The organism is Acinetobacter sp. ATCC 27244 (assembly GCF_000156555.1).
In the GTDB taxonomy this organism is placed as follows: Bacteria; Pseudomonadota; Gammaproteobacteria; order Pseudomonadales; family Moraxellaceae; genus Acinetobacter; species Acinetobacter haemolyticus.
In genome coordinates this window covers 7,722-21,961 of sequence record NZ_GG665959.1, presented here as the reverse complement: position 1 = coordinate 21,961, position 14,240 = coordinate 7,722, and the positions used below count along the sequence as shown (strand labels likewise).

The following is a 14,240-nucleotide window of genomic DNA, read 5'->3' as shown; positions in this document are numbered from 1 at the left end:
CAAATTCAAAGTGGTCGTCCCAAAGATTTAGAGAAAAGAGCCAAAATCTTGCAGGCTGCAAAAGCTATTTTCTTAAAGATGGGCTATCACGCTGCCAATATGAATCAAATTGCCCAAGAAGCAGGTGTGACTAAACTGACGGTGTATAATCACTTCCAAGATAAAGCCAATTTGTTTATTTGTGCGATTGAGGAAACCTGTGAAGAATCAATTTGTGCAAAAGAGTTTGTACTCACAGCTGAAACCAATTTTGAACAAGCGCTTTATCTGATGTGTCATCGTGCCCTCAGTATTATTTATTTACCTGAAGCGATTAAGTTAGACCGCGTCCTATTTGAGTTAGCTGCCGAAAGTAGTCCATTAACGCAACAATTTTTTGATGCATCACACACCCGTATGAGCCATGTGTGGTGTGATTTTTTTGAGCAAGCAATTAAGCTGAAATTTATTCAAGCAGATGATCCACTCAAACAGACATCGCTCATCATATCGTTGATGCTAGGGGTACGTCACCACAGCGTTTTACTCGGGCTAGATACGGTTCCTTCAGCCGATGAATTAGATCAGGTGATCCAACAAGCAATCGAGATATTTTTGCTTAAATATCAAACTAAAAGTTAGAGAATTTTCACATTTTTTTACGTTCTGCTCTTGGATTGTTGCTCAATCACGCTATAGTCAAATGAGAACATCAGGAGAAATAGAATGATTCAGCAAATCACTGCTCCATTACGTGAAGATGTCCGCTTATTGGGCAATCTACTCGGTGAGACCCTAAAACAACATGCAGGGCAAGATTTGTTTAATCAAATTGAACAAATTCGCGCATTAGCTAAAGGCGCTCGTGACGGTCAAATCGAAGCAGAAAAGCAATTAGAACAACTTTTTCTTGGTTTAAAAGATGAAGAAATCTTGCCACTGACGCGTGCATTCTCACATTTTTTAAACTTTGCAAATATTGCCGAGCAGTACCATGTGGTACGCAATCGTCGTCAGGCTGAGTTTGACGAGCAAGTCCCCAATCCTAACCCTCTTGCACCACTATTCGAAAAGTTCAAAACACAACAAATCTCGGCACAACAACTATTTCAACAAATTTGTGACCTGAATATTGAATTGGTATTGACCGCTCATCCAACGGAAGTTAGTCGTCGCACCTTGATTCAAAAATATGATGATATTACCGATTGTCTTTCTCGACTGGATCAACAAAAATTAACACCAAGAGAGCGTCAGCAAGCCATCGCAGTACTCAAGCAGCTTATCAGTTCTGCTTGGCAAACGGATGAGATTCGACAACACCGCCCAACCCCAGTAGATGAAGCCAAATGGGGCTTTGCAACCATTGAGCAATCGTTATGGAATGCAGTGCCTAAATTTATCCGTGAGCTAAATGAGCTTACTCAGCAACATTGTCAAAAAGCTCTACCACTCGACATTGCCCCAATCCGTTTTGCATCTTGGATGGGTGGAGATCGTGATGGTAATCCAAATGTCACCCATCAAGTGACCCAAGAAGTGTTGTGGTTATCACGTTGGCAAGCAGCTGATTTATATCTACGTGATATTGAAAATTTACGCTGGGAACTCTCCATCCAAAGTTGCTCGCAAGAATTAACAGATGCGTTGGGTTATGCTCATCCTGAGCCTTATCGAGAATATTTGCGTGATACCCGTGAACGTTTAAAAGCCACCCGAACTTGGTTAGGGCAGCGTCTTCAGGGCATTGAAGCGGATGACAGCAATATTATTCGAACCAAGGATGAACTGTTAGCGCCCTTATTGCTTTGCTACCGCTCACTGATGGACCGTAATCTCGCCGAGATTGCCAATGGGCAATTGCTGGATTTTATTTACCGTGTGAACTGCTTTGGTATTGAGCTGCTAAAACTCGATATTCGCCAAGAATCAGGGCGCCATCGCCAAGCTGTTTCAGCCATTACTGAATATTTAGGCTTAGGTAATTTTGAGTCATGGACAGAACAGGCACGACAAAACTTCTTGATTCAAGAACTTCAAAGTAAGCGCCCATTGCTTCCAAAATTTTTTAATGAGCCTGAAGGCAGCCTCATTCAGCATCCTGATGTATTGGAAGTGTTTGCCACCATGCGTACTTTAGCTGAACAACCAGCAGAGAGCTTAGGTGCCTATATTATCTCCATGGCAGAATATCCAAGCGATGTATTGGCGGTTTTATTACTGCAAAAAGAGGCCGGCATTCAACATCCGCTTCGCGTAGTGCCTTTATTTGAAACGTTAAAAGATCTCGATGGCGCAGCCAAAACCATGGATACCTTGTTCAATATGCATTGGTACAAACAGCATATTCAAGCTAAACATGAAGTCATGATTGGTTATTCGGATTCTGCTAAAGATGCAGGTTTTATGTCTGCCAACTGGGCACAATATCGTGCACAAGAAGAATTGACTGCAATTGCCAAAAAACATGGCGTACAACTGACCTTATTCCATGGTCGAGGCGGCTCGATCAGTCGTGGTGGTGCTCCAACCCAACAAGCTTTATTCTCTCAGCCACCGGGGTCGATCTCAGGGGCGATTCGGGTGACTGAACAAGGTGAAATGATTCGCTTTAAGTTTGGGTTAGAAGGAATTGCCTTACAAAACTTAGAGATTTATACCGCTGCGACACTTGAAGCGACCTTGCTTCCCCCTCCTGTACCAAAGCAAGAGTGGCGCGCTTTGATGAATCAAATGACGGATTTGTCCGTTCAAGTCTATCGTCAGACCGTACGTGAAAATCCAAACTTTGTGCGTTATCTGCGAACCGTTACACCAGAATTAGAGTTGCAAATGTTACCACTCGGTTCTCGTCCAGCGAAACGTAAAGTCAGTGGTGGAATCGAATCACTTCGTGCAATTCCGTGGGTATTCGCATGGACCCAGATTCGCTTGATGCTTCCCGCGTGGCTCGGTACAGGCACAGCGATTAATCAAGTTCACGAACAACACAAGAAAACCTTGGATGAGATGCTGGAGCAGTGGCCTTATTTCCAAACGTTGATTGATATGTTGGAAATGGTGTTGTCCAAATCCGATGCTGATATTGCCTTGTATTACGAATCTCATCTCACACAGGATCAGGATCTCAAAGTATTGGGCGTAGAACTGCGCCAACGCTTGCAAAATGCGGTGGATACCTTATTGAGACTCAAAGGTGAATCAAAACTACTGAGCAACAATGAGGTATTGGATCAATCAATGCAGGTGCGCAAGCCTTATTTACTTCCTTTGCATTTACTACAAGCAGAATTGATGAAACGTCGTCGTGTTTATCTGGCTGAGCATCAGACCGAACATAGCCCTGTTGATCATGCCTTGATGGTGAGCATCGCGGGGATCGCAGCAGGCTTACGCAACACAGGCTAAGCCCTTATACACAAGGTTGCCATCAACAGAAATCATCGCTGTTGATGGCAGCATTGGCAAAATATTCCATTTCTATGAAAATTTTTAGAAAAAATTTAAAAAATTATTTTGAAAATAAGATAGTTAACTTTTCAAGCAATCTAAGCAAAATAAAGAATAAATCCGATAAGTTATTTTGAAACATATTTTACCAAAAGGTAAAAATATCAAACTTCAAAGCCTGATCTTCCCCACCTCTCCCAGATCAATAGGTTAAAGCTGGTTTTAATAAAGAGTATGATACGCGCTGATATCACATCATGAGTCTAATTTATGTCCAGTTGGTTTCCAAAATGGCAACCGTATCAGGGAAAGATTGATCATCGCCCTGTTGCGACCAATGAATATTTACCGCCCTTACAAAGTGCGGTGCTAGGGGTTCAACACGCATTTGCAATGTTCGGAGCAACGGTATTGGCACCGTTACTTATGGGCTTTAGCCCAAATCTGGCCATTCTCATGTCAGGGATTTGTACCATCCTGTTTTTCTTCATGACGGGTGGACGTGTTCCCAGCTATTTAGGCTCAAGCTTTGCTTTTATTGGTGTAGTCGCAGCCGCAACAGGACACATCACGGGCTCAGGAGCGAATCCCAATTTATCGGTCGCTTTAGGTGGCATCATTGCATGTGGTGTACTGTATACACTGATTGGTTTTGCGGTGATGCTGACAGGAACACGCTGGATTGAAAAATTAATGCCTCCTGTAGTAACAGGTGCTGTGGTGATGATTATCGGTTTAAATCTCGCACCAATCACCATCAAAAGCGTTGCAGGACAACCTTTTGAAATGTGGATGGCATTGATCACGGTCTTGAGTATGGGACTGATTGCTGTCTTTACCAAAGGCTTATTACAGCGTTTACTCCTGCTCGTCGGTTTATTGGTTGCATATGCAATTTATGCGATTGCCACTAATGTTTTGGGACTTGGCAAAGCCATTGATTTCTCGCAAATCGCAGCGGCACCTTGGTTCGGTATTCCAAGTTTTTCACATCCGACCTTTGAGTTGAATGCAATGTTGATCATTGCCCCTGTTGCCTTAATTTTAGTCGCTGAAAATTTGGGCCATATCAAAGCTGTCGGTGCGATGACTGGAGAAAATCTTACGCCTCATCTAGGTAAAGCCTTCGTTGCTGATGGCGTTGCAACCACCTTATCAGGGAGTGTCGGTGCACCAGGTATGACCACCTACGGCGAAAATATTGGGGTCATGGCTGTAACGCGTGTTTATTCCACCATTATTTTTGTCATTGCTGGTGTATTCGCGATTTTCCTCGGGCTTTCGCCTAAGTTTGGTGCCGTAATCAGTACCATTCCAACTGCCGTGTTGACGGGTGCTTCGATCGTGGTATTTGGTTTGATTACCATTGCTGGGGCTAAAATCTGGATCGAAAATAAAGTTGATTTCTCCAATAATAAAAATCTAATTGTTGCCTCTGTGACGGTGATTCTTGGTGCAGGAAACTTTGAATTACTGTTCGGTAACTTTAATTTAGGCGGAATTGGTACCGCTACTTTTGCAGCCATTTTATTAAACTTATTGTTTAGCATAAAAGATAAAAACTAAACTTCAAGGCAGCGCTAAGCTGCCTTTTTTATTCATATCATTATCCCGCTATCTTGCAGTAATCTAAGGTATGATGAATTTTTAACTTTCAATACATTCGCTCATGCGTTTTGATTTCTTTGATTTGCAACTGGTTCTTCATATCGTCAGCACAGGGAGTTTGACCAAAGGTGCTGAGCGTTCCGCAATCTCGCTACAAGCCGCCAGTGAACGGATTAAAAAACTGGAACAATATTTTGAAACCCCGTTATTTATTCGGCATACGACAGGAGTTGAATTAACGACCGCAGGACACGCTTTCGTTGAACATGCTCAATGCCTTCTGTCACAAAAAAATCAATTAGAACAAAACATGCAACGTTTTCGGGACATCACACCTCAATCTTTGACATTGTGGTGTAATTCTTCCGCACAGAGTGAATATTTACCCACACTTTTGCCACAGTACCTTGTACATCATCCCGAAATCAATCTAGACCTGCATGAAGCGGAAAGCTCAGAAATTGTTGATGCGCTCACCCAAGGCATCGCTAAATTAGGTCTAGTGTCCAGTTTTTTTGACACCCGACACTTACAAACCAAAGACTTTGCCAGTGATCCTTTGGTGTTGATTTGTCCGATCTCACATGCTTTAGCACAACATGATCATATCAATCTACTGGATACATTGAACTATAGCTTTATTGGTTTGATGCCACACCACTCTTTGCAGCAATCGATTGACACCCAAGCTAAATTGTTAGGTTTTGACATCCAATATCGTCTACGACTCCCCAACTTTTCTGCGATTGCTGAGGTGGTTACCAAAGGCGTCGGGATTGCCATCATGCCTGCACGTGCTGCACAGCGCTTACATGCAAATTATCATTTTCATTCTGTACAGTTACTCGGTGCATGGGCAAATCGTAAACTGCTTTTGGCAACACAGGATTTCAAGCAACTTCCATTATGTTATCAACAATTTGCGGATTTCTTATTGCAACATCGCCCTTAGAGATCGCTCAATGTAAAAACATATACCCGCCTAGCGTCACTAAACCTATAAAAAAAATACGGCGAAACTTCTGTTCATCTAACTGATAACGTATTTTTTTACCAAACCACATCCCGATCAATGCCGCCAATAAAGCTAAAATAGACAATCGATAATCTAAGACTACGCCTGACATCGGGTTATGATGTAAAAAAACCGCCAAACAAATCGTAGAAACCGTGAAAGTAAGCCCAAGTGCTTGTACCAACTCATCCCGTTTAAGCTGTAAGGACTGCAAATACGGCACAATAGGAATAATGATCACCCCTGTTGCCACTGTCACAGCCCCTCCCAGATACCCAATCACAGGAGATAACCAGCGTTCATGTGCAGTCAACTGTGGAAGTTTATTCACACATAAACCATAAAGCCCATAAATCGCCAACATACTGCCTAGAAGTAACTCACTACTTTGACCATGACTTTGATTCAGTGTGGGTAGAAAACTCCAAACCGAACCAATCACGATCCCGAGCAACAAAGACCAAAAACGACGAATAAATCTCCACACTTGCCCTTCAGCAAAAAGTTGCCAGATATTAGTGACCATAGAAGGCACGATGAGCAACGCTGCTGCTTGAAATGGACTCATCGCAATGGTGAGCAGTCCCATAGAAACTGCGGGTAGACCTAGACCAATCATGCCTTTAATCATGCCCGCAAAAGCAAAAACCAACACGATAATGGCTAAAAAAGTCACTGCTTAACTCCGATCTGTTATCGAAATCATGTTAAGCAAAAACAGAAACTTACCCTATTCTTTATTTTGGAAGGAGGTCTCAATGAGAGCTTGAGGCCATTTTGTATTTTTCTTCGAGTACATTACTTAAAATACTTTCAATCATCCAAACTCGATACAAACTATTAAACACATAGCTTTGCTCATCAATACGTAGTTCTAAAACAGGAAAATCAGGTTGATGTTTCTGCTGACAAAGTTCATCATTTTGTTTTAATAGCAACTCAACATCCTGCTCTGTCAACTCCTTGATACCCAAGTGCCGCTGCATGCGTTGGAAGTGTGCTTTGAACGAAAGATCTTTACCTCTCGTCCAAACTGCCTCCAAAATTTGATGAATACAATCCACTTGCTCGTCTTTCGGCACACTATAGAATAACTTCGCCATATCATAGGTGGCTTCTTTGGTTGGACGACAAAACGGCGTAAACATCACTTCTGTTCGTTTTGAAACACGCGTCGCCAAGCTCCAGTCAAACCAATCACGCCCTTGATAACTCAATGGATAAATCGTGAGCTGAATATTGTAATAATCTGCAAGCTCTTCTTTGATATACGCCAATAATAACCAACTCATTGGATCTTCAAGCGCGATATACAAATCTAATTCAGCATGCATGGCCTGAATTTCTGTTAAGGATTCGGTATCGTTAATTAAATGCTCACGCCATTCGATATGATTAATCAGAAAAATAGGTGTTCCCGTTAATAATTTTTGTTGTTTTAACCGTCGTGTTAAACGCAATAAATCATCAACCGCGTGGTACTTCCGCTCACTCAATTCGAAATAGCTGGCAGCGACAGGAACATCTTTAAAAATCCGCTCAGGATAATCCTGTGGCTTTTGATGTCGACTCGCCATTGCATATAAAGTACGTAGTTTTCCATATTGCTGTTGCCATAACATATGAAAAACATCTTCCAGCAAGTGCAAAAAATTCTGTTCTCTTAACGGTGTATTTCTTAGAATCGTTTCTGCTTGTTGTAATGCTTCTGGACGAGGAATTTCGGGTGTTTCATCAAAGCCAAAACGATGTTGTTTCGCCAAAATCTTAGCGTCATTTAAACAGTAACGCTGCCAGTCCTGTGGTGACATTCCATTTGGTGGTTCAGCATCTTGTTTGGAAATGATGACCTTTAATGGCTTCAGCTCATCACTCAAGATCTCATTCAGTTGAGCCAATTGCTGTACAGCTAGATAGCTATAGACATCGTCTAAACGTAGGTAAATGCTTAAACCCTGCTCCGTAGGTAGTACCGCCTGACGCGAAGGTTTTTGGTAAAACCAACTCGATCGGATAGGATCAAACCAACGACGTAACAAAGACATGTCGATCGCCTCTAATGGTCTCAAATAGATGATGGGTAGGTTGTACTCAGACTTGCAATCAAACAAGTGAGTAAATAAGGCTATTCAGTATCTTATAAAATGAAAAAAAAGTCCCCCTGAGATACGATTATAGCATCGCAAGTAAGAGGGACTGAGTTGGCTTACAAAACTCGTACTGCACCTTTGGCTGCACTGGTTGAATGCAACGCGTAAATCTTCAATGACTTAGAAACTTTACGTTTACGTTCTTCGGCAGGATGCCAACCTTTTGCCTCTTGAACGGTACGACGATGCGCCATGGTTGCATCATCAACATCGAGGTGAATGGTACGGTTTGGAATATCGATTTGAATAGTATCGCCATCTTCAACCAAACCAATTGCACCACCTTCAGCCGCTTCTGGTGATACGTGACCAATTGACAAACCTGAAGAACCACCTGAGAAACGACCATCGGTAATCAAGGCACAATCCTTACCTAAGCCTTTCGACTTCAAGTAACTGGTCGGATACAACATTTCTTGCATACCCGGACCACCACGTGGGCCTTCGTAGCGAATTACAACAATGTCACCTGCCACAATTTTATGATCCAAAATCGCTTCAACAGCAGAATCTTGGCTTTCAAAAACACGTGCTGTGCCTGTGAATTTCAGGATTGATTCATCCACACCTGCAGTTTTTACGATACACCCATCTAAAGCAATGTTGCCGTAAAGCACTGCCAAGCCACCATCTTTAGAGAAAGCATGTTCCGCATTACGAATCACACCTTTTTCACGGTCACCATCAAGTGTTGAGTAATAACGGTTTTGTGAGAATGCCACTTGCGTAGGAATACCACCCGGTGAAGAGCGGTAGAACTCATATACATCCGCATCTTCAGTGCGAATAATATCCCACTTGTCTAAAGCATCTTTCAGTGTTTTTTCATGTACGGTTGGGCATGAAGTATTCAGTAGATTGGCACGATCAAGCTCACCTAAGATCGCCATAATACCACCCGCACGATGCACATCTTCCATATGCACATCAGATTTTGCAGGGGCAACTTTAGACAACACTGGTACTTGACGAGATAAACGATCGATATCATCCATGGTGAAATCCACTTCTGCTTCGTGTGCAGCAGCAAGTAGATGCAAGACCGTATTGGTTGATCCACCCATTGCAATATCAAGCGTCATGGCATTTTCAAAAGCCGCTTTGGTTGCAATTGAGCGTGGCAAAATGCTGTCATCATTTTGTTCATAATAACGTTTCGCAAGTTCAACCACTAAGCGACCCGCTCTTAAGAACAACTTTTCACGATTGGCGTGGGTTGCCACGATTGAACCATTACCTGGAAGCGATAAACCAAGTGCTTCCGTTAAACAGTTCATTGAGTTGGCGGTAAACATACCTGAACATGAACCACAAGTAGGACATGCAGAGCGTTCGAACGCTGCGACTTCTTCATCGGTATAGCTTTCGTCTGCCGCAACTACCATCGCATCGACAAGGTCAATCGCCTTCTCATCACCACGGAATTTGACTTTACCTGCTTCCATTGGACCGCCAGATACGAACACCACTGGAATGTTCAAACGCATAGCCGCCATGAGCATTCCTGGTGTGATCTTGTCACAGTTCGAGATACATACCATCGCATCGGCACAGTGTGCATTGACCATATATTCCACTGAGTCCGCGATCAAATCACGCGAAGGCAATGAATACAACATGCCGTCATGACCCATCGCAATGCCATCATCAACAGCAATGGTATTAAATTCTTTTGCAACGCCACCCGATGCTTCAATTTCTCGCGCAACCAGTTGCCCTAGATCTTTAAGATGCACGTGGCCTGGAACAAATTGGGTAAATGAGTTGACCACCGCAATAATAGGTTTGCCAAAATCTTCATCTTTCATACCTGTCGCACGCCATAAACCGCGCGCGCCAGCCATATTTCTTCCATGTGTTGATGTTTTCGAACGATAATCAGGCATTTTGTATTCCCAACAAGTTTGTGCTCGAGATGAATGGGACATTCTCTCTGGCGAAATGATACTGAGCTAAACCCATCATACTACAAGTTATCGCTTAACTGATGACCACAGAAACTATCTTTTTTTGCTCAAAAGCTATTCCTTCCGTTCAATTAGGGGCTATGGGCTTTTTGGCTTATAATTTGCGGTAAGTTTTCTTTGGATTATCTTCGTGAAAATCATTTTTGCTGGTACGCCCGAATTTGCGGCAACCGCATTGGCGGCATTATTAAAAACATCCCACCAGATTATAGCGGTTTATACTCAGCCTGATCGTAAATCAGGACGTGGGCAAAAACTAACACCCTCTCCTGTAAAGCAACTCGCACTTGAACATGGCTTACCTGTTTTTCAACCCCTGCATTTTAAAGCATCGACTGAAGAAGGTTTAGCGGCACAACAAGAGTTGGCAGCGTTAGGCGCGGATGTCATGGTGGTCGCTGCTTACGGTTTAATCTTGCCACAAACCGTATTAGATACACCCAAATACGGTTGCTTAAATATTCACGGCTCTCTGTTACCTCGTTGGCGTGGTGCTGCACCGATTCAACGTGCCATTGCCACTGGTGACGATGAAACAGGGATAACCATCATGCAAATGGCAGCAGGCTTGGACACAGGCGATATGATGTATAAAACCTATTGCCCAATCACTGCAGCAGATACCTCTGCAACATTGCATGACAAACTGGCAACGCAAGGTGCTGAAGCCATTTGTACCGTGCTTGAATCAGAACAAAGCCTACAGGACTTCATTGCCAAACGTGAAGTGCAAGATGAAACACTCACTGTTTACGCACACAAATTAGTCAAAACAGAAGCACGCATCGACTGGACACAAACGGCAATCCAAATCGATCGCAATATTCGTGCCTTCAATCCTTGGCCTGTGGCTTTTATCCAGCTTGATGAAAATAATGCGCTACGTGTTTGGGGATCAATGCTCTCTCAACATAGCAAAGCAGATGCGCAAATCGGTGAAATCTTGGCGATTAATAAACAAGGTGTACATGTCGCTTGTGGTGATAACAGTACCGTGTGCTTAACCAGTTTACAGTGGTCAGGGGGTAAAGCGCTTAATCCTGTACAAATTGCCCAAACACAAAAATTGAACATTGGACAAATTCTCCCATGAACCCATCAAATCAATCATCTGCAAAAAATTTGAATCTGCGTGCGCAGGTGATCAAAACACTTTTGGCTGTTCAAAATGGGCAATCTTTGTCTTCCGTTTTGAATCAACATATCAATATGGTGTCTGAACGTGACCGTGGTTTATATCACGAGCTTACTTTAGGTTGTTTACGCCAATGGTATTCTTTAAAAGCCATTACCTTACCATTGCTCACCAAACCGTTAGACAATGAAGCCCTAGAAAGTTGTTTATATCTTGGTTTATATCAAATTTTATGTACACGTATTCCTGTACATGCTGCAATTTCAGAAACGGTAAATGCTGCTAAGCAACTCGGTTTCGAGCCAATGAGTGGTTTGGTCAATGCGATTCTGCGTCGTGTTTCACGTGAAACAGATGAATTTGAAACAGCTTTGAATAATACCCATGGTTTACCAAGTTGGTTATTCAAACGACTCAAAAAAGATTGGCCTGAGCAAGTAGAGCCACTCTGCCAAGCCTTAAAACAAGTCGCGCCACTGACTCTGCGCGTCAATGAACGCCAAGTCAGTCGTGACGAATATCTAGATATTTTGGATGAAGAGCAAATCGATGCTCGTGAATGCGAATTTTCTGATGTCGGTATTGTTCTTAGGCAAACTGGCAATATAACGCTTTTACCAGGTTTCGAAGCAGGCGGATTTTCAGTTCAGGATGAACATGCGCAGTTGTGTGCCACTCTGTTACCCGATTTAGATGGCAAAGTTGTGGTCGATGCATGTGCTGCGCCAGGGGGTAAAACCGCACATATTCTAGAACGGTTTAATCCTAAAAAGCTGATTGCGATCGACCAAGACCCTAAACGTATTGTTCGTATTGGTGAGAACCTAGAGCGCTTGGCTTTAAATCTAGATAATGTTGAGATTTTAGTTGCTGATGCCACCACGTGGCAGGCGCAAGAACCTGTCGATTGCATCGTGCTGGATGCGCCGTGTTCTGCAACAGGTGTCATTCGTCGCCATCCAGATATTCGCCTACTCAGACAATCTACAGACATTGCTCAAACGGTTGCGTTACAGCAACAAATTTTGCAACAGATGTGGCAACAGCTTAAAGTCGGTGGCACATTGCTCTACATCACCTGCTCAATTTTAAAAACAGAGAATGAACAGCAAATGGTCAAATTCTTTGCTGAACATCCAAATGCCAAAGAGATTAAAATCACTGCGGATTGGGGCATTGAGCAGATGCATGGTCGTCAGCTTTTACCTTCTGATCAATCAGGTGATGGTTTTTATTATTGTCGTATCCAGAAGATTGCCTAACACAAACAAGAAAGCCATACATCGATGTATGGCTTTCTGAATTCTGATCTACGTATTTTTATACGCTATCGTCCTTTTGTTCGGGATGACGCATCAAATGTATAATTGAAAGTGCCAATCCGCCCCACAACAAGGTGATTGCAACGATCATCATGATTAAAGCTGAACTATTCATCCTAATCTCCTAGCGATTCTTTAAGCTGCTCATAAACAACGCACCGATTGCGCAGAATAAGATACAACCCCAACCAAACCAAAGCTGTAAGCTCATTGCATAATCACCATAGCCTTTTTGCAATAAAGCACTTAATGCAAGACCTAGTGTGGAAATCAAAACAACAGGTGTCACGATGGTTAATGTGATCTCCCAGACTGGACCCAGTTGCACTGTTGAAACACGATTAACATGCTGCTCCAATTGTTTCATCAATGAACGCTTGAACCATGACACCATGATGATTGACACTAATGCACCTGAAACAATACCCAAGTTATTGATAAAGTGATCAATAATATCGACGAGCTTAATCGCATTGGCACTTGAGAATAAGAAGATCGAAACAGCACCTGTACCACCACCAATGATCGTAACGGCTTTTGCACGACTCCAACTCAACTTGTCCTGCATCGCAGAAATCGGCACCTGTAAGATACTCACCATCGAGGATACGCCTGCTACAAACAGCGAGGCAAAGAACAAGATACCAAACAACTCAGCCCCTGCACCCAAGCTTGAAATAATCTTTGGAAACGCAATAAATGCTAAGCCAATCCCACCACTCACAACATCCTGAACGCTAGTTCCTGCCGCATGTGCCATAAAACCTAAAGCCGCGAAGACACCAATACCCGCTAAAATTTCAAACGATGAGTTGGCAAAACCAATCACGAGGCCTGAGCCGGTTAAATTGGTTTTTGGCTTCAGATAAGAGGCGTAGGTCACCATGATCCCAAATCCAATCGACAAGGAAAAGAAGATATGACCATAAGCAGCCAACCAAACTTTATAGTTCTTCATCGCTTCCCAGTTTGGAGTGAAGAAGGCATTCAAACCATCTACCGCACCAGGTAAACGTAAAGCCTGAATGACTAAAATACCAAACAAGACAAGTAAGATCGGCATGAAAATACGGTTTGCAAGTTCAACCCCCTTTCGCACACCGCCATACAAGATGAATAGTACTAAAGCCCACACCCCGATCAACGGCCAAAATAAATGGCTGATAAAGGTCATATCAAAGCCAGAGGATTGTGAAGTGGCTAAAAAGTTACTAAAGAAAAAGCTTTCTGGGTCTGTGCCCCAACTTTGACCAAAAGAGAAATAAATATAACTGCCTGCCCACGTCAATACACTGGCGTAATACAAGGCAATCACGATACATACACAAGCTTGCCACCATCCTAAAGGTTCTGCTGGCTTGCTGAGTTGTTGATACGCTTTTGGTGGCGCACCGTTACTACGGTGTCCCACAGCATAGTCTAAAAATAATAACGGTAAACCTGCCGTTAACAACGCAACCAAATAAGGAATTAAGAACGCACCACCGCCATTCTCATATGCGACATAGGGAAAGCGCCAAATATTTCCTAATCCGATCGCCGAACCGATTGCGGCAATAATAAAACCTGATCGTGCCGACCAGTGCTCACGAGTATCTGTCATAGAAATAACCT

At 42.9% G+C, this 14,240-nt stretch carries 11 protein-coding genes; 6 read left to right on the top strand and 5 right to left on the bottom strand.

The window, feature by feature from the left end; genetic code table 11:
- The 4 genes from HMPREF0023_RS10615 to HMPREF0023_RS10600 all read left to right on the top strand — a co-directional run.
- Positions 1-621, top strand: a 621-nt coding sequence (locus HMPREF0023_RS10615) for a TetR/AcrR family transcriptional regulator (RefSeq protein WP_008942075.1), incomplete at its 5' end; no start/stop codon positions are given.
- 84 nt (positions 622-705) lie between these two features.
- Entirely contained in the window at positions 706-3,387 is a 2,682-nt protein-coding gene (ppc, locus tag HMPREF0023_RS10610; RefSeq protein ID WP_008942074.1) for a phosphoenolpyruvate carboxylase, read from the top strand.
- Between the two features lie 312 nt (positions 3,388-3,699).
- Positions 3,700-4,995: a solute carrier family 23 protein gene (locus HMPREF0023_RS10605; protein ID WP_004637285.1), complete on the top strand. Its 1,296-nt coding sequence runs from the start codon at positions 3,700-3,702 to the stop codon at positions 4,993-4,995.
- Between the two features lie 103 nt (positions 4,996-5,098).
- Positions 5,099-5,989 (top strand): LysR family transcriptional regulator, encoded by an 891-nt coding sequence (locus tag HMPREF0023_RS10600; RefSeq protein ID WP_008942073.1) that lies wholly within the window; start codon positions 5,099-5,101, stop codon positions 5,987-5,989.
- A gap of 7 nt (positions 5,990-5,996) precedes the next feature.
- Here HMPREF0023_RS10600 and HMPREF0023_RS10595 read toward each other — a convergent pair whose 3' ends face one another.
- From HMPREF0023_RS10595 to ilvD, 3 genes are all read right to left on the bottom strand, one after another.
- Positions 5,997-6,728 (bottom strand): sulfite exporter TauE/SafE family protein, encoded by a 732-nt coding sequence (locus tag HMPREF0023_RS10595; RefSeq protein ID WP_008942072.1) that lies wholly within the window; start codon positions 6,726-6,728, stop codon positions 5,997-5,999.
- Between the two features lie 79 nt (positions 6,729-6,807).
- The gene (locus tag HMPREF0023_RS10590; RefSeq protein ID WP_005087402.1) at positions 6,808-8,097 is read right to left on the bottom strand and encodes a hypothetical protein; all 1,290 of its coding nucleotides are present in this window, start codon (positions 8,095-8,097) and stop codon (positions 6,808-6,810) included.
- Between the two features lie 161 nt (positions 8,098-8,258).
- Positions 8,259-10,088, bottom strand: a complete 1,830-nt coding sequence (gene ilvD, locus HMPREF0023_RS10585; protein ID WP_005087404.1) for a dihydroxy-acid dehydratase — start codon at positions 10,086-10,088, stop codon at positions 8,259-8,261.
- A 211-nt stretch (positions 10,089-10,299) separates the two neighbouring features.
- Between ilvD and fmt the strand changes: the two genes are divergently transcribed.
- Together fmt and rsmB are read left to right on the top strand one after the other, a co-directional pair.
- Positions 10,300-11,262 carry a methionyl-tRNA formyltransferase gene (gene fmt, locus HMPREF0023_RS10580; protein WP_008942070.1) on the top strand — a complete coding sequence of 321 codons (963 nt, stop codon included), beginning with the start codon at positions 10,300-10,302 and terminating at the stop codon, positions 11,260-11,262.
- Positions 11,259-12,566 (top strand): 16S rRNA (cytosine(967)-C(5))-methyltransferase RsmB, encoded by a 1,308-nt coding sequence (rsmB, locus tag HMPREF0023_RS10575; RefSeq protein ID WP_008942069.1) that lies wholly within the window; start codon positions 11,259-11,261, stop codon positions 12,564-12,566. The genes fmt and rsmB overlap by 4 nt, the downstream gene beginning before the upstream one ends.
- A gap of 58 nt (positions 12,567-12,624) precedes the next feature.
- Here the strand turns inward: rsmB and HMPREF0023_RS16325 are convergent, their stop codons facing one another.
- Entirely contained in the window at positions 12,625-12,741 is a 117-nt protein-coding gene (locus tag HMPREF0023_RS16325; RefSeq protein WP_005087409.1) for a methionine/alanine import family NSS transporter small subunit, read from the bottom strand.
- A gap of 9 nt (positions 12,742-12,750) precedes the next feature.
- A complete protein-coding gene (locus HMPREF0023_RS10570) occupies positions 12,751-14,229 on the bottom strand; it encodes a sodium-dependent transporter (RefSeq protein WP_005088826.1) in 1,479 nt (492 codons plus the stop codon).
- Between the last annotated feature and the right edge of the window lie 11 nt (positions 14,230-14,240).